Below are 22,376 nucleotides of genomic sequence, written 5' to 3' on the forward strand. Positions count from 1 at the left end.
AGGAGGCTTGCGAGCGCAATTGTGGTTAGCCGCTGATCGCTGTGCATCGCGGAGAACATTGGGAGGCTGTCCATATGCGCTTGATTATCTTCATTTGCAGTGTGCTCATCCATGCGGTGTGTTCCCTCTCCGTATACTTCCTCGCGCCGGACTTCTTTGGCGATACTTATGCGGCGGTTCCCGTATTTCTAGGTTTGATGGGTTACTTCGGGTGGCGCCTAACTCAATGTGCTGCTCATGAATATGCGCGCTTCCGCTCCTTGAGCTTACTGGCGTTTTTCTTTTCAGGTTGCGCCGCACTGAGCGCCTTCTTGCCTCTTGTGGCCCTGGTCCTGTCGGAATGGGCGGCATCGCAACTGCCTCGAGGCGTCGGCGAAGTACTCGTAACGGGCGTTTGGGCCAAGGTTGGGATCACAGTTTGCTTCGTGCTTGCCATGGTGAACGTCTGTCTGCTTGTATCCATCTACAGAAATAAGCGCGAGAGCATGGTTCGCCAGAATGACACCCGTGAAATACAGTGGCTGCATATCGGCGGATTACGGGTCTCCGCGGCGTTCCTGTTATGGCTGAATGCGGCCTTGATACTCGTGTTTGCCGCGGCAATGGCAATCACGGTGGTTTGGTACAAGGTTTCGATGGACGGAATGCGAAAGGACTTGTTGCGCCAGGCGGCTTTCAGCGATATGGCGGTTTCTCATCTCAGTCTGCGATTGGCGCAGTCGGATTACGAATCCGGCAATTTGCGCCTCTTCACCCTGGAGGACACCGCCGTCGAGGGCGAATCGGAACCCGACGGGGACCGTTCCCTGAGCGTTTCCCGGCTGGTGTGGTCCGGTGATGAAGCGACCGGCGCGGCGCTTGTCCGGAGGTTTGTTGCGGACTACAATCGAAAGATGCGGGAACTGGTGAGCGCGCGTGCCGCAAATGAGTAGATCGGGAAGCGCGGGCGCGGGTATAGAGGAATGGCGGCAAGCTCAGCAGGAGGGTATATGATATGTCGAATCACGCAGTGACAATGGCAATCCGTTGTTGCCAATTCCTGAATACCAAATACGTGATAGTGCTATACTTCGCGTGGTATTGGACCGAACTTGATGGACGAGGCTTTCCGTTTCCATCCGTCGTGTATGGTATTGGGGTTTGCGCAGTTTATTTTGTTATCTGGCTGGAACTTAACAAATTCACCAGTCGGCGCGTTGTGTTTGGGAAGGGTGTCGGCTGCAGTATGGGCGAGCTTGGCTCGGCCCTCCTGATCCTGACGCATCCGGCGTTCTATCTGGCGGAGGATCGCGGCATCTGGGGAGTTCATGAGGTCTTTTTATATTTGTGGCCTGTTGGCTATCTCGTCGTCCTGGGCTTTGTCATTGGCATGATAGTGGATCGAAATGAGAAACTTACCTGAGGGCAAGGTGGCCCGGCTTGAAGTGGTGAGGAAGCAGGGGTGTTACAGAATGGCGCGTACCCTGGTCGAAACCAGCTATCTACACGCGAGCGACGGGAAGCGCTTGGGCGATGCGCCGCACACCGGGATCTCGCTACAGGAGGGTTCTCCAAGATGAAAATTGATTCTGATCGCGCCATAATCGGCGGCAGCCTGTTAGGGATCTTTGGCGGATGCCTTGGGATGCTATTGGGAGACGTGAAGTCTGGACTTCTCTATGTTGTATTGTTCTTGATTCTTTTTAACGTGACGCAAACACGCATGGAGGTAATGGCGGCGATTAGGAACAAGGGTGAACAGCATACCGACGATGCGGATGCGTGAGTGTGTTGCGCCTGCCGGAGGCTCCGGGCGGTTGCGAAGGCGTTTAAAGCCCGCGTTCGCCGGGGCGGGCGCCAGCAGAGGAGGGCTTGGGTGAGAGCAATCGAAGATATGCGCAATAGAATCAGGTTGCTACACAAGCGTGAATTGGAATTGGAAGACCGTGTAATTGGCTTTTTGAGCGTTGAATTACGCCGTTGGGCGGGTCTCCTCTATGTGGTGGCGGGGTTCTTCGTCTACCTGCTAAGCCCTCTTGCAGATCTGATCGTACAATGGATCGTATCCTTTTTGTGTCTATTCGCGTGGTTACTAGCATTTCCCTTGCTCTTACGTGTTAAAGAAAAGTGGATGGTTTTCTACAAGTGGAGATTTGCGTACTGGACACTCATCGTGGTCGCTTTTGTCTGCGCGGCTCCATACACTCTTTTCCCGTGGGTGTGGCTCTGTCTCTACCGTGCTTACGCGGCATTCCCGAGTTTGTTGTAGTGTTTCCACATAGCATCCCACTTTCCTTGCCCCGCCTTCGATTTCGCGCCGGGGAAACACTGTTCAGGACGCATTCGACGTGGCTCCATCTTTGGCAGGTGTCGTGCTTTCTTTCGGCTGGCGTTGGAACACAAACGCGAGCGCCTCGCGGAGGGACTTGATCCCATGGGGATGCACAACATGAATGGGTGGAATTGGTTCACCGGCAATAAATGGAAGGCGATCATCGCCGCGGCGGCCGTGCTCTGCCTCATTGCGGTTGGACTATGGTCGGGCGGCTACGCGGTCCTTCGGTATGTGTGGTATGGCGCCGTGGACGGCCCGATCGCCGTTATTCGCCCGGATGGCTCCCCGGCGCCCGCGGAAGCGCTTGCCTGGCTGAAACCGGCGGCGGAGAACTTCTTCGCGCAGTCCGGCGATTCCCACTTGCTCGACCTGTGGACGAAGCACGGGGCCGCGGGCGTCCTGGCCACCCTGCATGCCGGCACGCGAACGTTTGGTTCGGGTTTCCTTCGTGAGTTCACTTTGGAGAACGCCCCCGAGATATTTCCCATCCGCACCGAGCGGGGCTGCAATCTGGTCGATTGGGAAGGCAATGTCCACCTGCGGTTGGGTCCCAATGTGGACGATGCGGGGCCTGTGTCCGGGGGGTTGGTCGCCGTGCGGCGACGTACGGTGGATGATGGGTCGGGAACGGCCAAAGCCGCCTGGGCGTACCAGAATCTGGACGGGGAGACTGTTGTTCCGGGGCCGTTCGAGATTGCGTTTCCCTTTCAGGAGGGCCTCGCCGCGGTGGCGGTAACGCAGGATGACGGGACGTTGCGCTGGGGAATGATCGACACGAGCGGCGCCTGGGCCATTGCGCCCCGTTTCTGGAGTTTGGGCGGGTTTTCGAACGGGCTGGCGCCCGCGGAGATCCGGGCGGACGACAACACGTTGGAGACCGCTGGATTCATCGACCGTTCGGGCGCGTTTGCCGTTACGTTGGACGGCGCCCGTGGGATGCTGAGTTCACATCGGGATGGGCTCGCGCTGGTATGGTATGGGTCGAGCCCGGGATACGCCCTTGTCGACGAAGCCGGCGCCATCGCCCTGGCGCTCGACTACGAGGACGTGGCCCCCTTTTCAGACGGTCGAGCGCCGGTGCGGGTCGGCAACGCCTACGGGTATATCGACACGGCGGGCGCGCTGGTGATTCCGGCGAAGTACGAGCGCCCGGCTTCCTTTTGCAGGGGCCTGGCGGTGGTGGTTCGTTATTCCGCCGTTCGCCATTGGGTGCTTCAAACCTACCTGACGTGGAAAGAGGCGCTTCCGGCGGGCCTGGGGTAGCCCTGGATTCGCGGGCCGGCCCCGGAGCGACGCAGAGGCCAATCGCGCGCGGGCGGGCGGCGGCGGTGTGTGGGGGGGGGGACAGCCGAGACGGCTGTGCCACGTTCCTTTCGGGGTGGCTTTTTGGGGGCGGGTACAGGCCCCTTGGGGACTGCCTCCGGCTCTTAAGTGGGCCAACGTATTGTCCAATGGCGCCAATCCAGCCAGTGGCTGTACCCGCAGAGCTTTCGGCGGGTACAGTCCCCCGCGATTTTGGGGTGGTATTGGGCGCTTTCGCGGCTTGGGTGGAATTTGTCGCGGGCTCCAGTCCCCTTGGGTCAGCGACGGGACAGCCGCGCCGGTTGTTGGTGTTGTGGGTTGGTTGGGCTGGCTTTTGGTGTTGTGCGGGCTGTTGGTGCGTGGGGTGATGGGGCGCCGCAGTCCCTGGGGTGGGCGGATTGCGTTGCAGTCCGGGGACAGCCGGGACGGCTATCCTACTTTTCGGCGGGTACAGTTTTTCACTACGCTTCGCGTCACCCATTAAGGACGAAAAAAGACGGCGGCTTCGCCGCCTGGCAGGCGGGGACGCCTGCGCTCCCAGCCTTTGCCGCTTCCTTGTTTGGGATACTGTAATCTGGTTTGCATGGGGCAGTTGTGGTGATGCTGGGGCGCAGGTCGGATTGCGTTGCAGTCCGGGGACAGCCGGGACGGCTATCCTACTTTTCGGCGGGTACCGCCGTTCATGACGCGTTGCGTCACCCGTTAAGTTTGAGATACTGCTCCTGACGGTTGCGCTCTTCTGGAGTCTCGCACGCTCAAGCCTTCGCGGCGGAGCCGCGGAGCTTGAACTTGGCACCCGTGGCTCCCTTTGGGGGCGACGGGACAGCCGCGCCGGTTTTCGGTGTTGTGGGTTGGTTGGGCTCGCTTCTGGTGTTGTGCGGGCTGTTGGTGTGTGGGGTGGTGTGGCGCCGCAGTCCCTGGGGTGGGCGGATTGCGTTGCAGTCCGGGGACAGCCGGGACGGCTATCCTACTTTTCGGCGGGTACAGTCGTTCATGACGCGTTGGGTCACCGGTTAGGTTTGAGAAACTGCTCCTGACTGTTGGCGCTCTTCTGGAGTCTCGCACGCTCAAGCCTTCGCGGCGGAGCCGCGGAGCTTGAACGTCGGAGATCCGCCGCAGGAGGATGGCACCCATGGCTCCCTTGAAATTTCAGAGCAGTCCCCTTGGGTCAGCGGTGTGCGATGAGGGTCCAGGCGAATCTTGAGGCGAGGAACATTTCGCAGGCGAGGGTCCAGGGGAGGGCGAGGGGGTTGATGCGGGGCCAGCGTCCGGCGCGGATGCGGTCGAGGGCGTTTTGGCGGAGGGCGTTGAACTGGCGTCGCCGGGCGACGTAGCGGATGGCGATTTCCTCGTAGCCGGCGATGAGTTTGGTGGTGACGAAGCGCTCGGCGTCGATGAGGGTGTTCTGGCCGGGGACGTTGACTTCGATGGCGCGGACGTAGGCCTCGACTTCGGCGGCTTTTTGCGCGAGTTTGCGGCGTGCGGAGGCGCTGAGGTGGCTGCCGGTTTCGCTGAGCTGGCGCAGGCGCGTGGCGGCGGTGTTCAACATTTCGCGCAGCTCGCTTTCGGCGTCGGCGTAGCGGCCTTCGAGGCGGAAGCCGGCGACCCGCCGCTGTGCGGCGATCCATCGTTCGCGGAGGTCGGCGAGGGTGGCCCATCGGGGGTCGCGGGGCTTGCGGGTGAGCATCCAGATTTCCTGGAACTCGATGAAGAGCTGGAAGTAGACGCGGAAGCTTTCTCGCGCGTCGAGGAGGCGTCTGCGCAGGTAGGCGAGGCGGCTTTCGCTGGGGTAGGTGGGCCGGCGGCCGCGGCGCTCTTTGAGGCGGTAGATGCCGGTCGCCATGGGGTGTTGTCCGGTGAGGGCGCCGTGGCGGTACCAGATGGAGAAGCCGAGGATGGTCCAGTACTGGCGCGCTTCGGCGCGGAGCAGGGCGGCGATGATGTTCTGGGTGCTGTAGAGGGCGTTCATGGCCTCGTCGTAGGCGGCGCGCCAGCCGCCGCTTCCGAGGCGGGGGTGGCGGAAGGTTTCGTGGAGCCCGTCGTAGTTGTTGTAGTCCGCGTCGATGGGGACGCCGTCCTGGATCATCCGCCAGTGGTCGCGCGAACCCGGCAGCGGGGTGAGCATGAAGAGGGAGGCGACATCGACCTGGACCTCGTTGCGCAGAAAGGCGATGTTCTCGCGGACGGATTCCCGGGAGTCGTGGGGGAGGCCGATGATGTAGCCCACATGGACGAGGATGCCGTGTTCGTGCCAGGCGTCGACCATGGCGCGATACTGGTCGGCGTGGTTCTGTCGCTTGCCGACGGCCTTGAGGTTTTCGGGGTTGACGCTTTCCATGCCGATGAAGGCGAGGTAGCATCCGGCGCGGGCGGCTTTTTCGACGAAGCCGGGGATGCGGTGGGCCTGGGTGTCGGTCTGCATCATGAATCGAACGGCGATGCCGCGCGCGCGCAGGGCGATGAGGCCATCGAAGATCGCGCTCCAGGCGGGATTGCGGGAGAAGTTGTCGTCGGTGAAGAAGTAGGAACGGATGCCGCGGGCGTAGTTGTCCTCGACCGCCTCGAGCACGCGTTCGGCGGGGCGGTAGCGCATCTTGCGGCCCTGGACGTTGATGATGGTGCAGAAGGAGCAGTTGAAGGGGCAGCCGCGGCTGGTGTCGATGGTGGCCATGCGGCGGGCGAGGTAGCGGCGCTGTAGCCGTTCGCTGGCGCGGGGCACGGGGGCCTGGGCCAGGTCGGGGAACTCGGTGATGTTGTAGATGGGCTGGAGGGCCTGGCGGAGCGCGTCGCCGAGGAGCCGGGCCATGACGCCGGGGGCCTCCACCTCGCCGCGGACGAGGGTGACCCCGGCGTCGAGCAGGCGCTGGAGATCGTGGGAGGGCTGGTCGAAGAGCGCGAGCATGCCGCTGACGTGGAAGCCGCCGATCATGACCTGGACGCCGGCGGCGCGGAGATCGAGGGCGAGGTCGGTAGCGCGCATGAACTGGTTGCTTTGCACACCGGCGAATCCGACGACCACGGTGGTGTCCGGGCGGCGGTTCCAGCGGGCGATGCGGCGGACGGGGATGCGCTCGAGGGTGTCGTCGAAGACGGAGACGGATACGCGGACGTCCGGGCCCAGTTCGCCCGATTCGCCGGTGTGTTCGGCGAGGCGCTGGAGGCAGCAGAGGGTGTTGGAGGGGAGGACGCCGCGGAGATAGCGGACGACGTAGCCGTCGTCGTCGTAGCGCGATGGCCGGATGAATACGGCATGCAGGTGCTTCATGGGTTTAACCCGCCCTTTCGTGAAAAAACAGCAGTTCACGAAGCGCGAGCCCGGCCCACAGGCGCACGATTCTCTTGTGGCTTCCTTCCGTGCATGCGGAGGGAATGCTTTATTGTGGCACAAATCGGGAGGAAAGGGGTAGCGGGGAATTGGGGGTGTGGGGCGAGCCGCTCGGGTGGGGTGGCGCTGGTGGTGGACGGTTGGTGTTGCTCCAGGCACACGAAGGCGCTGGGGCGCCATCGCGTGGCACGGGGAGTGACCTTTCGGCGGGTACAGTCCCTTTGGGGACTGCCTCTGGCTGACAAGTGAGCCTACAAAATGTCCAATGGCGCCGATCCAGCCGGTGGCTGTACCCGCAGAGCTTTCGGCGGGTACAGTCCCCCGCGATTTGGGGGTGGTTTTGGGCGCTTTCGGGGCGTGGGTGGATTTTGTCGCGGGCTCCAGTCCCCTTGGGGCGACGGGACAGCCGCGCCGGTTGTTGGTGTTGTGGGTTGGTTGGGCTGGCTTTGGGTTTTGTGCGGGCTGTTGGTATGTGGGGTGTTGGGGCGCCGCAGTCCCTGGGGTGGTTCGGATTGCGTTGCAATCCGGGGACAGCCGGGACGGCTATCCTGCCTTTCGGCGGGTACAGGCCCCCGCGATTTGGGGGTGGTTTTGGGCGCTTTCGCGGCTTGGGTGGTTTTTGTCGCGGGCTCCAGTCCCCCTGGGGGCGACGGGACAGCTATTATGCAGGGATTAATGGGATATGTTCAGGTGGGCCAGCCCGGAGGGAATTCTATGCGGCGTTACGTGGGAATCTGGATGACGGGTGCGGTGGCCGCGGTCGCCCTGGGCGGATGCGAGGAGATTCCGTGTCCGGAGGCTATTCCAGGGCGTGTGGAGTCGGAAATCACCGCGACCTTTGACGCGCGGGCGTGGGACATCTGCGCGGCTTCGGGCGGCGGCTTTGTGGTGGCGGGGTACGCCTCCGGACAGCCATTCTCTCCGGTAGCTTCCGCAACGTATGAGAGAAGTCTCGATTCCTTTGTCGTTATGCTGGACGCATCCGGGAATATCGAGTGGTCCAGGACCTTTGGCGGCGATGGGGCCGACGAGGTGCGAAATATTGAGCCGGCGGGGGATGGGGGGTATATTGTCGCCGGAAACAAGGGGGCCTCGCCCCTCGATCCGGTCTTCTTTTACGATCCGGCAAGCGTCTTCGCGGCCAGGCTGGACTCCCAGGGGAGCGTGCTGTGGACCGTGGAACCCGAGACCGATCGCTTCACGGCGGCGTATGGGCTTTGCGTAAATGCCGACGGGAGCTTCGTCGTGGCGGGGGACACACGAGACGCTGAATACGGGGCGTCCGACGCCTTTTTGATCAAATTCGACCCCAATGGGGCGGAGCTCTGGCGCCGGCGCTATGGCAGTGGCCGGGATGTGGGCGCCCAAGACGTCATCACAACGAGTGACGGCGGATATGCGTTTACGGGGTACGTACAGGATCAGATTGTAGCCAGGCTTGATGCCGGCGGCGAAGTACAGTGGGAGTTCTTTCTGGACGAGGTCGCCATTCTTAAGGAATTGGCGTTCAGAACGAAGAAAATCATTGAGACGTCCGACGGTGGGTTCGCCGTCGTCGGAAGCACCTTTGGCGAACTGCTTGTGCTTAAGCTGGATGGCGGCGGCAACTACTTGTGGCAGGCCCGCGTGTCCGATGTGGGCGAGGCGGAAGGGCATGCTATTCTGGAGACTGCCGAAGGGGACCTGGTGGCGGCGGGCGTGAGCTACGCGCGCAATTCGTTTGGAAGACGTGTCTGTTCGCATTTGCTTCTCGTTCGATTGGGGAGCGAAGGGGACATACGCTGGAGCGGTCAGGTGGGCAGCAAGGAAACGATATTTCCGTGCGCCATGGTCGTGGATGGCGATAGCCTCAAGCTGGCGGGCTCTATTCGGGAGGACTTCGTGCATTCGATCTATCTGGTGACCACGGATGCGGGAGGATGAGGGCGGTGATGGGTCTCGGCGGGTACAGTCCCCCGCGATTTGGGGGTGGTGTTGGGCGCTTTCGCGGCTGGGGTGGTTATTGTCGCGGGCTCCAGTCCCCTTGGGGACTGCCTCTGGCTGGTACGTGGGCCAACGTATTGTCCAATGGCGCCAATCCAGCCGGTGGCTGTACCCGCAGAGCCTTTCGGCGGGTACAGTCCCCCGCGAGTTGGGGGTGGTGTTGGGCGCTTTCGCGGCGTTGGTGGTTTTTGTCGCGGGCTCCAGTCCCCTTGGGGGGCGACGGGACAGCCGCGCCGGTTGTTGGTGTTGTGGGTTGGTTGGGCTGGCTTTGGGTGTTGTGCGGGCTGTTGGTGCGTGGGGTGTTGGGGCGCCGCAGTCCCTGGGGGTGGCGACGGGACAGCCGCGCCGGTTGTTGGTGTTGTGGGTTGGTTGGGCTGGCTTTGGGTGTTGTGCGGGCTGTTGGGCCGTGGGGTGGTGGGGCGCCGCAGTCCCTGGGGGGCGGCTTGGGTGGTTTTTGTCGCGGGCTCCAGTCGCCTTGGGGGGGCTGCCTCAGTCGATGTCTTCCATGGCGACTTGCTGGTTGTAGAAGGCGACGATGCCTTTTTCGCGGAGGGGGTTGCCTTCCTGCATGTAGGCGAGGGAGGTTTTGGGGTGGCGGTTGAGGTTGCCGGCGATCATGTAGGGCATTTCGTAGCCCCACTTGAGCTCGGCTTTCAACGATTCGAAGTATTTTTCGATGAGGGCGAGGACGGGGCGCACGTCGTATTTGGGGTTTTTGAGAAAACCGAGGAGGAGTTCGGTGGTGCAGTTGCCGGCGGCGCGGCCCATGCCGTAGATGCTGCCGTCGAGCATGTTGATGCCCTTGCGGATGCCCTCGATGGTGTTGGCGAAGGCGAGTTGCTGGTTGTTGTGGCAGTGGATGCCGACGGTTTTGCCGTTGAGGCCGTCGAGGTATTTGTCGGCGAGGTAGTGGATCTGTTCGGAGAAGAAATAGCCGAAGCTGTCGACGAGGTAGACGGCTTCGAAGGAGGTTTTTGCGAGTTCGGCGAGGGCTTCGTCGAGGTCTGGCTCGATGACGGTGGAGGCGGCCATGATGTTCACGCAGACTTCGTAGCCGAGATCCTGGATGTGGCGTCCCAGGTGGATGGCCTTGTCCACTTCCTTGGCGTAGGTGGCGACGCGGAACATGGAGATTATGGATTCGTCTTTGGGGAGGAAGGCGTCGTAGTCGGTGCGTCCGACGTCGACCATGACGGAGATCTTGGTGTCGCATTCGAAGGCGACGTCGCGGAGGTCCTCTTCGTCGCAGAAACGCCAGGGGCCGTGGTTTTTCGGGTCGAACTGTTTCTTGTCGGCGCGGTAGCCGAGCTCCACGTAGTCCACGCCGGCGTCGACGAGGCCCTGGAAGACGTCCTTCACCATGGGCTTGTCGAATTCCCAGTTGTTCATGAGTCCGCCGTCGCGGATGGTGCAGTCGAGAACTTTAATTTCGGGGCGGTACATGCGTGGGGCTCCGTGGATTGCGTGGTTGGAATAGCGCGTATCCTACAATTTCACTGTGTGCGGGTGCAAGGTTGGCGCGGGCGTTCGGGTGGTTTGCGGGTTGCGAGGGGGCTGCGCTATGATGCCGGGAGGAGGCGGAACGCCGATGGACGCAACAGGCCCGGGCCGTTATGGAAACTGAGTCGCAGAGCGATTTTCCGTGGCTGGAGGATGCGACGCACGAGGAGATGGCGCGGGCGGTGGAGGCGATGTACCGCGTGCACAAGCTGATTCGGGCGATCACGGATCTGGACGCGCTGCTGGAGTACATCAGCCAGGAGAGCCAGCGGGTGGCGGGGGCGGAGGCCTCGTCCATCATCCTGTATGACCCGGATATGGGGGATCTGTATTTCCACACGGCGCTGGGCGACTATTCCAGCAGCGAGACGCTGAAACGGGACATCCGGCTCAAATTGGGGGAGGGCATTGCGGGGGTGGCCGCGGCGGAGCGCCGATCGGTTGTTGCGGACAACGCGCAGCAGGATGATCGTTTCTTCCGGAACGCGGACCAGGCGACGAATTTTACGACGCGGAATGTGCTGGCCGTGCCCATGGTGGATCACGAGGAGCTGATCGGGGTGCTCGAGGTGATTAACAAGGTCGGCGACGGCGGGTTCACACTGCTGGATGTGCGGGTGATGGAAATGTTCTCGACCCTCGCGGCGACGTCGATATCCAATGCGCGCCTGGTGAAGGACAAGATCTCGACCGAACGGTTGGCGGCGATCGGGCAGGCGGTCACGGGGCTCTCGCACTACACGAAGAATATTGTGAGCGGGATGAGCAGCAGCGCCGAGCTCATTGAGGCCGGTCTTCGCCAGGGCAATCTGGAGTTGCTTGCCAAGACATGGCCTGTGTTCCGGCGCAGCACGCAGCGCATCAGCCACTGCGTCCAGGACATGCTGAGCTTTTCCAAGCCGCGCACGCCCTGCCGCGAGCCGTTTTCGTTGCGGCAATTGATCGACGAGGCGTATGAATCCTACGCGGAGCTTTTCAGCAAGCGTGGCGTCGAAGTGACGATCACGTGCGCCAATGTGCAGGATACGGTTTTTGCGGAGCCGGCTTCCCTGTACCGGAGCCTGTTGAATCTTCTGGCCAACGCGGCGGACGCGGCGCCGGACACGGGGGGGCGCATCGAGGTTCGCGCGACGGGGCTCCCATCGGGCATACTGGAGATTGTGGTGGAAGACAACGGGCCGGGAGTCCCCGAGGCGCTTGAAGAGCGGATATTCGACCCGTTCTTCAGCACGAAGGGGGCGAAGGGCACCGGGCTGGGCCTGGCGATCACGCGCAAGGTGGTGGAGGAGCACGGCGGCCAATTGCAGCTTAGGAAGAGTTCGCTTGGCGGCGCGGCGTTTCATATCACGTTGCCCGCCGGCGCGCCGGAAAGGACATTGCTGTCACCATGACTGCCACGAATCGAATGGACTCCGTAGGCTGGGTGTTTTTCTGGGTTGTGCTTGCGCTCTACACGCCGCTTTGCATCTATCTGGTGCTTGCCATAACCGTCGAGTCGCTGGGGATGGCGGCGCGCGCGGGGACGGGCGTGTGCCTCGCGTTTTTCGCGGCGGCGTTTACATCGTGGCTTGCGAATAGTATCCTTTCCTACCGGGCGCAACGGTTGGACGCGCGGGAGGCGGCGGCGCGGGCGGCGGCGGGCAAGAAGAAGCGCAGCCGGGCATCCGAGAAGTAGCCGGAGGTAATATGGCCGATATTTGGGACATCGCGCGGTACGTCGAGGCGAATCCGGACGATCACGAGCAGCGCTGGCGCCTGGCGAAGAAGCTGTATACCGCCTGGGAGTACCGGCTTGCGCTGGAGCACCTCCAGATCCTCAAGAACGAGGGGCCGCGCCGGATCAATATCCTGCGCTACCTCGGGGCCACGTATTACCGGCTTGGCCGCTACGAGGAGGCGATCCGGGAACTGGAGGGGGCCATCGACCTCTGGCCCGACGAAATCGGGCTGTACGAGCAACTCGCGCGCGTCCTGGAAATTGCGGGGGACAACCGGCGCGCATCGGCCCTGTGGAAAAAGGCGCTGGAGCTGGATCCGCACCATCCGATGGCGGCGCATGCTGCGGCGCGCCTGATGGACGGCGGGCCGGAATCCGCCAAAAAAAAAACCAACAATCAGGCCTGATTTCCGATGCGGAGGACTTGCGCATCGGGGACAGCGACAGCGGCATTGACGTAAGCGAAGCGTTGCATTGCCCCCGGTGTGGCGCGCAGTGCGATGGCGCGGCGGAAACCTGCTGGCAGTGCGGGGCGGCCCTTCGTTCGGGGCGGCCTCGGGGGCGATTGACGCCGCGCCTCCTGCATCGTGATTCGCCCCCCATGGACGCCCGGCGGCTTGAGCTCCGTCTGCTGGGAGCGGCCCTCGGGGGATTGCTGGTCGCGCTGGCGCTGAGCGGCATGGCGATCGTGCAGGCGTGGCGGCACGGGGATATGCCGGTGACGTCGGTGGCGGAGGCGCTGGCTTACCACATCGCGGGCGCGCGCATTCTTACCGGCGCGCTGATGACGCTTGCCGCACCCCTCTTATTCCACCTGACGGCCCATGTGCTCCGCCTGCAATTCGCCCGCCCGACCCATTTTTTGACCCTGGCGGGCGTCGCCGGGGGCGCGCTGGCGTATTCGCTCAGTTTTCTGCCCCGGCCCGGCCTGTATCTCGCTGTTCTGATTCCACCGTTCGCGGTGTTTGCGCTGGCGCTGCTGGTGCTCCGCCTGCCCGCCGGCCGCAGCATCGCGCTCAGCCTGTCCCATGGCGTATTGAGTTTCGCGGCGGCCGCGGTTGCGATCTGGGGCCTCGAGTCGTTTGCGGTCGGGACCGTATTGAATCCGGTTTCCGAGGCCCGCGCCGTGTACCGGCTGGCCGGCCGGGAGCCGCAGCGGACGATTGAGATACATCCCCGGCGGACCGGCAGCGGGTACCCCGCGTTGATGTGGCACGAGAGCGGTTCCGTGTGGGTGAACCGGCGCGCCGCCCTCAGCGCGCTGCGGGTCGAGATGCCCGACGAAACCACCTCCTGGAGTATGCGCCTTGAGCCGCGCGACGGTGGCGGGCCGGTCGTGGCGTTGCGCGGTACGGGCAACCCGGCGCAGTCCCCCGTTTTTTTGCCCGTGCCCGGCACGGCCTATGTGATCAGGTTGGATCCGGCGCCGTTGCCCGACCACCCCCTGCGCATCATCACGCCGATTCCGGTGTCCGCGTTACCGGCCCGGTAGGGCGGAATCGGGGGCGGAGATCGGCGCGCCGAAGTCTTGAAAGCATGCCTCTGCCTCGTGGCGCACGCCGCGGTTGAAGGGCCATCGCTGGAGTGCCTGGCCGTAGTGGCGGCATGCTCCGCCGCCATCGCCGAGGGCGGCTTTCGCTTGGGCCGAGAGGAGGTGGATACGCCCGGTGTCGAGGCCGGCTCGCGCGCGCGTGAAGGCGCGATCCGCGCCCGCGTAATAGCCCTGTTCGAGCGCCCAGATACCCCGCGATTCGAAGGCTTCCGGCGGGGCGCCCCAGGCCGCGGTGGCGCGTGCGTAGGCATCGCCCGCGGGGAGGCCCGCCACGTGCCGGTCCTCCGCGCGGCAGAGCAGGTAGCTGGGGTAGAGGGCGAGTACGATATAAGCGAGCGAACCCGCGATGGCCAGCGAAACTGTGAGCGATTGCCGCGCAAAGCCGGGCAGGCGCGCCCGCCGGGAACGTGGCCCGCGCAGATTGCAGCCGAGAAACAACAACCCCGCCAGGGCGTGGGGCGGGCTGTACCAGAGGGGATGGAGGAAGGACATGGCCGCCAGGGCCGCGAGGCAGGCCAGCGCGCCGGTGGCGCGCGCGCGGAAGCGCATCGCCAGCCACACGGCGAACACGAGCCCGAGAATTCCGGTTTCGCAGCCTACCTCCAGGAGATCGAGGTGTGCGTGGTAGGTCACGCGCTCGGCGCTTTTTCCTAGGGCCGGTGTCGCGCGGGCCCCGAGCGGTTCGGGTATGTGCCGCGCGTACTGTCCCAGCCCGACGCCGGTGAAGGGGTGGGCGGCGGCCAGGTCAAGGCTTGCGCGGACGATCCAGGCGCGCGTGTTGCCGCCGTCGTCTCCGGGGCCGCCGGTGTTGGCGAGCCGCGTTGCCAGCGCGCTCAGTCCGGCGGCGTGGAGTAGTATGGCCAGCGCCACGGCGATTGCCGCCCAGGCGGCCGCGCGCCGCCACGCGATCATGTTTCGGGCGATCAATACGATGCCGCCCGCGGCGACACCCACCCACGCGGCGCGCGTTTCCGCGAGGAGGATGGCGGATAGAAGGAGGACCGCCCCGGCGCCGCGGGCCAGGCGGTGGAGCGGGCGCGCGGGGGCGCGGAGGCTCGCGAGCGCAACGAGGCCGCAGGCGAGATAGGCGCCGAGCAGGCCCTGATTGCCGAAAACGGAGTACATGGGCTGATCGTAGTGGGCGTAGGGCGGGAACCAGCGGTTGAGGGCGCCGGCGCGCTGGAGCAGCGCCAGGGCGGCGCAGAGGAGGCACGCCGCGGCGATGGCGGCGAGGAGCCCCTGCTCGCCCCGGGGATTGCGGAAGAGTGGCCAGGCCAGAGAGGCGAAGAGCAGGAGGGCGGTGAGGCGCAGGGCTTCGAGGCCGGCGAACAGGGGAAAAGATCCGGCGGCGAGGGTGGCGATCATGGCCGCGGCAAGCCCCGTCCAGGCGGGGGCCCAGGCGGCGAAGCCCCGGCCCGAGCGCGCGGCGGACCCGGCGGTGCAGAGCGCCAGGACGCCAGCCCAGAGTACAAGTTGTTTGGCGTCCAGGAACGAGATGAGGGACATGGACCAGGCCACCGCGGTTCCGATGAGGGTCACGTAGACGAGGCTGCGTTGTCCAACGTCGCGGACGCCGGGCCGTGAAGCTACGAACCGATCGCAGACGGGAATGGCCGCGTTCCGGCTTAAGGGATTGATGTATTTGACGATAGATTGATCGTGCATTTGGCGGTGTTGCGCTCGTATCCCGGCGCCGGAGTCACTTCTGGACGAGCCGCCAGTGTAGCATGGCGGCTGGCTTGCTTCTTCGTTTGATCGTTAACGGGCGGCGGCCCCGGATTTGCGGCGCCCGCATCGCTCGAAATTGCGGCCTGCCGGACCGCGTGTTAGAATGCAGTTGTTGTCTCTGCGGCACAGCAAACATTTCGGGGATTGTTGGTAAGCGCCCGGCGCGCGGTGGTTTAGCGCGGGCTGGCCTGGATGGCGTGGCCGGAATGGCCGGGCCAACGGCAGAATACCCTTCGGACAGCTTAATGAACGAACCAACCGATCAGAACCCGTCTCCGCTCGATCCGGAATTGCTGCGGGAGTTGGAAGCCGCCGAGGCGGGAAGCGGCTCGTCGCTATTGGACGATGCGCCGCTGCTACCGGCTTACCACGTCGATGATGATACGCCCCTGGCTCCGGTTGACCCGGATTTCGGGGTCCTTCCAGCCGGTTCCCAGGGTTCAGCGCCATCGGATTTTCTCGGTGGCGACGATCAGGCGGAAGAGCCGGCCGGGGCGTCGAGTTCCGACGAGGGGATGATGGACGCAGGGGGCGTCGCTGCTCCAATGCCGACCGAAGTCCTGGATCGCTTGCTGGCGCCCGATCAAGAGGGCGGGGCATTGGAGGCGGAGCGTGCCGGCCTCGATACGCCCCCCGCCGGGCGTGCGCCCGCGGATCCGGAGGCCGGTAGGCTGGCGGACATGGATGCGGATGCGGAGCGCGCCCCGTCCGCGTCGTCTCCGCCGGCGCCCGCGGATGCCGCCGCGCCGCCGGTTGCGCCCGCACTTGAAACCGAAGCGCTTTCCCCGGCGAGGGAAGCCGGGGCCGGCGAGGATACGCTATCTCAAGAAGAACTCGAATCGCTGCTGGCCGCCGCCACGGGTAAGGGCGCGCTGCCCGAAAGCGCCGGGGCGCCGCCGGAATCCGTATCGGCCTTGGACCTCGAACAATTGCTCGACAGCGCGGTGTCCAGTCTGGCGCCGGGCGCGGGCGACGCCGGGCCGGAGGCGGAGCCCGAGGACGATCTGGACAGCTATCTGGATTCGGTGTTGCCGGCGGACAGCGCCGCCTCGACCGGGGCCGAGGACATTCTCGATCAGTCCAGCATCGACTCATTGCTGTCGGCTTCCGGCGGGGATGAATCCCTTGCGCCGGAGGGGGTAGACGGCCCGATGGGCGGCCCGTTTGGCGGCGAGGCCGGCGAGAGCGCGCTGGAGGCGTCCGGGTTTGACGCGGATGCTGGATTGCCGGGGGATGCGTCCCCGCCGGACGTTGCGGACGATCTCGGTGCGGGGGTCGAAATATCTCAGGACATGATCGACGCGCTGATCGCAAGCGCGCAGGCCGAAGCGCCAGTGGAAGGGGGGAGCGGATCCGAGAGCGCCATCGGCTCCGAGAATCTTGCCGCGGCCGCGACGGCGTCTAGCCCGGACGCGGATCTGCTGTCGCCCAGCGATCTGGACCGGCTGATTGAAGAGTCCCGGCGCCCGGACTGGAAGCGGCCGGCTTCCGAGGGCGCGGCGCCGGAGATGCCCGCGCCGGAGGCTTCCGCTGGCGCTGTTCCGCCGGAAACGGTTCTGGACGGCGCGGCCGTTGCGGCCCGCACGCGGCGCTTCCGGAAGCCCGGCGTGATTATTCCGTTTGTCCGGCGTCACCCGTTGCGCCTGGCGGCCAGCCTGCTCGCGGGCCTCATCGCGGCGGCGGGGACGGGCGCGTTTCTCTGGTCCCACCGCGAGTTTGTGCCGCGCGGTCCGGGCCCGTCGGCCATTCAAGCGCTGGAAGTGGTCATCGAGCGCGCGCGGGAAGAGATGGCGCGGGGTGATTTCGCGGCCGCGATCGAGGAGCTTGAGGGGCCGCTGTCGCGGGCGCTTCCCAGCGCGCTGCGCGCGGACGGGCAGTACCTGCTGCTCGAAGCGCGATACCGCGGCTTTCGCGGCGCGTATGGCACGCCGCCGTTCGACACCATGGTCGCCCAGATCGAGGCGGTGGTCGAGCAACTTCCCAACCATGCGCGCGCGCCCGAGGCCCTGGCCTGGGAGGCCCGCCTGTACACGCCCGAGCTGCCGTACAAGGCCCTCGACATCTACCGGCGGATTATTCAGGAATACAGCACGGGTCCGGGGATGGACGGCATCCTGCGCGACGCCGCACGGCTGGCGCTGGAGAACAATCAGACGCTCGACGCGGCGATATTCGCGCGGGATCTGCTGCGGCGCTTTCCCGGGTCGCCCCACGCGGGGGACGCGATGCTGACCATTGCCGACACGAATGTTCGTGCGGGCAACATGGCGGACGCGCGGGCGACCTATGTGCGCATGGCGGAGTCGGAACCGAACTCTCGGCTGGGGGCCCAGGCGTATCTCCGCCTGGCGCGGCTCGCGTTCGAAGCGGGGCAATACGGCCAGGCGATCTTGCACCTGACGCGGCGCCTGGAGACGACGACGACGACCGAGGGCAACGACGAGGTGTACCTCCTGCTGGCGCAGGCCTACCGGGCGTCGGGCCAGTTGAATGAGGCCCGCGATACGCTGGCGGACTTGCTGAACCTCTTTGAGCCGGGCCCGGTCACGCCGCGCGCGTACGTGGAGTACACGCAGGTTCTCGAGGCGCTTGGAGATCGGGAGCGCGCCCTGCGCACGGCGCGCCGCGCGGCGCTGGAGTACCCGAATGCTCCGGAGGTGCTGCGCAACCAGGGCGAGTTCGAGGGGCTGACGGGCAACGCGCTGCCAGCCGCAATTGCGTTTGTTGCGGCGGATCGGGCGGGGGCCGGCGACCCGAACCTGCTGCTTGCGGCGGCCCGCTACTACCGCACGGCCAATATGCCCCGCGAGGCGGCGGCGGCCTACGGCCGCCTGAAGACGTACTACGGCGGATCGCCGGCTTCCATTCAGGGCGGGATCGAAGCGGCCGAGTTGCGTTACGCCGAGGGGGCGGTGGAAGGGGCCATCGCGGACTTGAAATCGCTGCAGGCGGCGACCCGCGGCACCGAACACCACCTGCCGGCGGTGCAGTCGCTGCTGGGGATTTACCAGGAGCTCGGGCTTTCGGATCATATAACCGCGCTTGCGGGCGAGGTCGCGCAATTGTCGGAGGAACCCGAGGTGGTCGCGCGGGCCGCGCTGGATCTCATGAGGGCGGGCGAACTGGAGCGCGCGCAGGCCGCGATTTCGCGGATCGACCTGGCCCGCCTCAAGGAGCGAACCGCCTTTGACCTGCTCATGCGCGAGGGCGAGGCCCTGCTTGCGGTCGCCCCGCAACGCGGGCTCGAAAAGATGGAAGCCGCCTTCTTCAATTACCCCGCCGCCCGGACGCGCGAGGCCGACCAGAAACTGCTCGACACCTACCTGCGGACGGGCCGGGCGGCAGCCGCGCGGCGCATGGTGATGGATCTGAAGGCCGGGGTCGAACAGCGCCCCGCCGATGCGCCGTATCTCATCGACGCCGCGATTGCGTGGGGGGACTATCTGTACGACCGGGAAGACTACCGGACCGCGGTGTTCGCGTATGCCCTGGCGGAGGAAGCGGGTGTTGATCGCGGCGAGCGGGTCTCGGGCATGCGGTCCACGCCGGAATGGGCGCGCTACCAGCGGGCCAATGCGCTGCTTCGCCTGGCCGATTACGCCGGTTGCCTGCCCCTGTACGAGGCGATTGCGGCGTCCGATTCGCCCTGGGCCGGTGAGGCGGCGGTCAAGGCGACCGCGGCGCGCCTCGAACAGCGCCAGCGGGGCGTCTCCGTGGCGGCGGGCTAGACGCCGTGCCCACGTTTTCGCTGCACCACCGCGTGACCGATTTTCTCGGGCGCCAGATCGCGTGGAGCGAGGGGGTGCTGGCGGAACTGGACGCGTTTTGCCATGCCGGCGACGCGGCGGATGTGGAGGCCCACCTGGCCCAGCAGGAGGTCCGCGCCCGCGAGTCAAACGAACTCGCCCGCGAATACGCCGGACTCGCCAGCGAGTGGGCGCGGGGCGCGGACGTTCCACCCGGCGCGCGCGAGGAGATCGCGCGGCTTTCGAGCGTCTCCGAGGAACTTCTGGGGCGGGTTCAGGCGGGGTATGCGCGGGCTGAAACCGTGGTGGCGGCGCTGCGCGACAGAAATCGTGAGGCGCAGGCCGACTTGCGGCGGGGCCGCCGCTCTGTCACTATTTACACACCGCCTAACCTGGAGCCGCCGGGCTTTCTGGACACCGACGCCTGAATGCGTGGCTTGGCGTATGGACGCGACAACGACAAGAGCACCCGATGAAACCTCCACAAACCGACGTAGAGGCGCTTGCGCAGGCGCTGGACCTCTTCACGCGAACGACAGCCAGCATGGAAGAGGCCTACCGCCACTTGCAGCAGCGCGTCACCAATCTCGACCAGGAACTCGCCACCAAGAACCTCCAGCTGGCCCTGACCACCGATTATCTGTCAAATCTGCTGGAGAGTATCACCGATGGGGTGATTGCGGTGGACATGGCGGAGCACATCACCCGGTACAACCGGGCGGCCCGGGTTGTACTCGGTTTTGAGGCGGATGAGGTGGTCGGTCGCCCGTTTCGGGAGGTTTTCGGGCGTTCGTTTCACGCGCCCAGCATGCCGGGCGCGATGGAGCTCATTTCCCGAAGTGGGAGGCGGGTTCCCGTGAGTGAGAAGGATTCCGTTATAGCGGATCGGGACGGACACCGGCTGGGGTATGTGAAGACCTTCCAGGATTTGAGCGAATTGAGCGCGCTCCGGGAGCAGGTGCGTCAGATTGATCGGCTTGCGGCGATCGGCGAGATGGCGGCGACGGTGGCGCACGAGATCCGAAACCCTCTCGGCGGAATTCGCGGTTTTGCATCGTTTTTGGCGCAGGATACACCGGAGGACGATCCCCGACATCGATTGGTCCAGAAAATCCTCGCGGGCGTCGGCAGCCTGGAGAAAGTGGTCAGCGGACTGCTGGAATACACGCGTCCCGTGGAGTTGAAGCTCGCCCCGGCGTCCTGCGCGGCGATCGCCCACGCGGCGATGCGCTATATGGAATACGATCCGGCGCGAATCACGATCTTCACTGAAGTCGATCCGGACTTGCGGGTGCTGGCGGACGCGGACCGGATCCGCCAGGTTTTGATGAACATTCTGCTGAACGCGGTGCAGAGCATTGAGGGGCGGGGCGAGATCCGGATCAGCGCGGACGCGGACGAGACGGCGGTGTACCTTTCGGTACAGGACAATGGATGCGGCATGGACGAGGCGGCGCTCCAGCAGGTATTTTCGCCGTTTTTCACGACGAAGGAGAAGGGGACGGGCCTGGGGATGGCGGTGTCGCAGAAGATCGTGGACGGGCATGGCGGGGCCATCACGGCGGACAGCGCGCCGGGAACGGGAACCCGGATCGTGATCCAGCTGCCCCGCGCGGAGTAAGATCGCCGGATGGACACTCCCAAGGCGAAATACCGGTTGCTGGTGATTGACGACGAGTCGTTGATGCGTGAATACGTCGAAGAGGCCCTGGTTCGGGCGGGCTACACCGTCGACACGGCCTCGAATGGCGCGGACGGCGTGGCGCTGTTTGACGCGCACCAGCACGACGTGGTGGTGACGGATTTGAAGATGACCCCGATGGACGGGCTTCAGGTGCTTCAGGCGATCGAGGAGCGTAAGACGCAGTCGCGGGTTATCGTGATGACGGCGTACGGCACGATCGAAACCGCCATCAGCGCGCTCAAGGGCGGGGCGGCGGATTACATTCTGAAACCGTTCACGCCCGACGTGCTCGAAGTGGCGGTAAGCCGGGCGCTGGAGCACCAGCGGCTGGCGCGAGAGAACCAGTACCTCCGGGAGGAGCTGAACGTTCGGTACCATGCGGCGGCGATGGTGGGGAACAGCCAGGGCATGCGCCGGGTGCATGACGAAATCGGCAAAGTCGCCAACAGCCGCGCAACCATCCTGATTCGCGGCGCGAGCGGCACGGGCAAGGAGCTTGTCGCCCGAGCGATCCACCACGGGGGCGGGCGCGCGGAGAAGCCTTTTGTGAAGGTGAACTGTGCGGCGCTGTCGGCGGGGATCCTGGAAAGCGAGCTTTTCGGTCACGAGAAGGGCGCGTTTACCGGGGCGCACGACCGGAAGATCGGGCGTTTTGAACTGGCGGATGGCGGGACGCTGCTGCTCGACGAGGTGAGCGAGATCAACGTGGAGTTGCAGGCGAAATTGTTGCGCGCGCTGCAGGAGCGGGAAATCGAGCGCGTGGGCGGCACGCGGACGATCCCGGTGGACACCCGCATCGTCGCGACGTCCAACCGCGATCTGGAGGCGGCGGTGCGCGAGGGGAAGTTCCGGGAGGACCTGTTTTTCCGGCTCAATGTGATCACGATTGAATTGCCGCCGTTGCGGGAGCGCCGGGAGGACGTCCCGCGCCTGGCCGAGCATTTTCTGCAGGTTTTCAACCGGGAGAACGGGCGCCGGATCCAGGGCTTTACAGAGGCGGCGCGCGACGCGCTGCTGGCGTATGCGTGGCCGGGGAATGTGCGTGAATTGCAGAACGCGATTGAGCGGGCGGTGGTGCTGGCGCGGGGGGAGTGGCTCACGCCGGACGATTTTCAGTTTAATACGGCGGGGCTGCTGGCCGGGGGGCGGGAGAATGGCGGCGGGTTGGCTCCGGGGACGACGGTGGCGGAGATGGAGCGCGCCTTGATCTTCAAGACGCTGGAGCATTGCGATCAGAACCGGACGCGCGCGTCGGAATTGTTGGGGATCAGCGTCCGGACGTTGCGGAACAAGCTGAAGGAGTATCAGGACGCCGGGATTGAACCGCGAATGGACGCGAATTGACGCGAATGAGGATCTGAATTGGGGGTTGGTGTTGTGAGGTTGGGTGCGGTCGTTGCCGTGGGCAGGAATGCTCGCGATCCTGGGGGGCGATCGCGTAGCGCGGGTGTCGGTGGGGTTGGGGTGGCTTGGGTTGGGGGTGATCGCTCGTTCAGGGTGGTGGGGCTGGATGTGGGGTGGTTGT

17 protein-coding genes are annotated in these 22,376 nt (G+C 64.9%); 14 read left to right on the plus strand and 3 right to left on the minus strand.

Features of this window, described 5'->3' with window-relative positions; all coding sequences use genetic code 11:
• Positions 1-74 precede the first annotated feature (74 nt).
• The 5 genes from KF886_17985 (at position 75) to KF886_18005 (ending at position 3,577) form a co-directional block, all read left to right on the plus strand.
• A complete protein-coding gene (locus KF886_17985; protein ID MBX3179249.1) occupies positions 75-932 on the plus strand; it encodes a hypothetical protein in 858 nt (285 codons plus the stop codon).
• A 62-nt stretch (positions 933-994) separates the two neighbouring features.
• A complete protein-coding gene (locus tag KF886_17990; GenBank protein ID MBX3179250.1) occupies positions 995-1,402 on the plus strand; it encodes a hypothetical protein in 408 nt (135 codons plus the stop codon).
• Between the two features lie 153 nt (positions 1,403-1,555).
• Positions 1,556-1,765, plus strand: coding sequence for a hypothetical protein (locus tag KF886_17995; protein MBX3179251.1), 210 nt, complete (start codon positions 1,556-1,558; stop codon positions 1,763-1,765).
• A gap of 90 nt (positions 1,766-1,855) precedes the next feature.
• Positions 1,856-2,248, plus strand: coding sequence for a hypothetical protein (locus tag KF886_18000; GenBank protein ID MBX3179252.1), 393 nt, complete (start codon positions 1,856-1,858; stop codon positions 2,246-2,248).
• Between the two features lie 180 nt (positions 2,249-2,428).
• Positions 2,429-3,577, plus strand: a complete 1,149-nt coding sequence (locus tag KF886_18005; GenBank protein ID MBX3179253.1) for a WG repeat-containing protein — start codon at positions 2,429-2,431, stop codon at positions 3,575-3,577.
• 1,207 nt (positions 3,578-4,784) lie between these two features.
• Here the strand turns inward: KF886_18005 and KF886_18010 are convergent.
• Positions 4,785-6,881 (minus strand): B12-binding domain-containing radical SAM protein, encoded by a 2,097-nt coding sequence (locus tag KF886_18010; GenBank protein MBX3179254.1) that lies wholly within the window; start codon positions 6,879-6,881, stop codon positions 4,785-4,787.
• Positions 6,882-7,655: 774 nt separating this feature from the next.
• Between KF886_18010 and KF886_18015 the strand changes: the two genes are divergently transcribed.
• On the plus strand, positions 7,656-8,864 hold the full coding sequence (locus tag KF886_18015) for a PQQ-binding-like beta-propeller repeat protein (GenBank protein ID MBX3179255.1): 1,209 nt from the start codon (positions 7,656-7,658) through the stop codon (positions 8,862-8,864).
• Positions 8,865-9,413: 549 nt separating this feature from the next.
• On the opposite strand, the gene KF886_18020 is transcribed toward KF886_18015, so the two are convergent.
• Positions 9,414-10,367, minus strand: a complete 954-nt coding sequence (locus tag KF886_18020) for an aldolase catalytic domain-containing protein (protein ID MBX3179256.1) — start codon at positions 10,365-10,367, stop codon at positions 9,414-9,416.
• A gap of 170 nt (positions 10,368-10,537) precedes the next feature.
• Here KF886_18020 and KF886_18025 point away from each other — a divergent pair, with 170 nt between their 5' ends.
• The 4 genes from KF886_18025 to KF886_18040 are packed head-to-tail and all read left to right on the plus strand — an operon-like array spanning position 10,538 to position 13,633.
• A complete protein-coding gene (locus KF886_18025) occupies positions 10,538-11,815 on the plus strand; it encodes a GAF domain-containing protein (GenBank protein MBX3179257.1) in 1,278 nt (425 codons plus the stop codon).
• Positions 11,812-12,099: a hypothetical protein gene (locus KF886_18030; protein ID MBX3179258.1), complete on the plus strand. Its 288-nt coding sequence runs from the start codon at positions 11,812-11,814 to the stop codon at positions 12,097-12,099. The genes KF886_18025 and KF886_18030 overlap by 4 nt, the downstream gene beginning before the upstream one ends.
• 11 nt (positions 12,100-12,110) lie before the next feature.
• Positions 12,111-12,548 (plus strand): tetratricopeptide repeat protein, encoded by a 438-nt coding sequence (locus KF886_18035; protein ID MBX3179259.1) that lies wholly within the window; start codon positions 12,111-12,113, stop codon positions 12,546-12,548.
• A 17-nt stretch (positions 12,549-12,565) separates the two neighbouring features.
• Positions 12,566-13,633 carry a hypothetical protein gene (locus tag KF886_18040; protein ID MBX3179260.1) on the plus strand — a complete coding sequence of 356 codons (1,068 nt, stop codon included), beginning with the start codon at positions 12,566-12,568 and terminating at the stop codon, positions 13,631-13,633.
• Here KF886_18040 and KF886_18045 read toward each other — a convergent pair.
• Positions 13,619-15,358, minus strand: coding sequence for an O-antigen ligase family protein (locus KF886_18045; GenBank protein MBX3179261.1), 1,740 nt, complete (start codon positions 15,356-15,358; stop codon positions 13,619-13,621). The genes KF886_18040 and KF886_18045 overlap by 15 nt on opposite strands.
• A gap of 308 nt (positions 15,359-15,666) precedes the next feature.
• On the opposite strand from KF886_18045, the gene KF886_18050 reads away from it, so the two are divergent.
• The 4 genes from KF886_18050 to KF886_18065 are packed head-to-tail and all read left to right on the plus strand — an operon-like array spanning position 15,667 to position 22,195.
• Positions 15,667-19,149 carry a tetratricopeptide repeat protein gene (locus tag KF886_18050; GenBank protein MBX3179262.1) on the plus strand — a complete coding sequence of 1,161 codons (3,483 nt, stop codon included), beginning with the start codon at positions 15,667-15,669 and terminating at the stop codon, positions 19,147-19,149.
• Positions 19,150-19,154: 5 nt separating this feature from the next.
• Entirely contained in the window at positions 19,155-19,595 is a 441-nt protein-coding gene (locus KF886_18055) for a hypothetical protein (protein ID MBX3179263.1), read from the plus strand.
• A gap of 44 nt (positions 19,596-19,639) precedes the next feature.
• Positions 19,640-20,788, plus strand: a complete 1,149-nt coding sequence (locus tag KF886_18060) for a PAS domain S-box protein (protein MBX3179264.1) — start codon at positions 19,640-19,642, stop codon at positions 20,786-20,788.
• A gap of 9 nt (positions 20,789-20,797) precedes the next feature.
• Positions 20,798-22,195 carry a sigma-54-dependent Fis family transcriptional regulator gene (locus tag KF886_18065; protein MBX3179265.1) on the plus strand — a complete coding sequence of 466 codons (1,398 nt, stop codon included), beginning with the start codon at positions 20,798-20,800 and terminating at the stop codon, positions 22,193-22,195.
• Positions 22,196-22,376 lie beyond the last annotated feature (181 nt).

This window comes from Candidatus Hydrogenedentota bacterium (genome assembly GCA_019637335.1).
Classification (GTDB): domain Bacteria; phylum Hydrogenedentota; class Hydrogenedentia; order Hydrogenedentales; family JAEUWI01; genus JAEUWI01.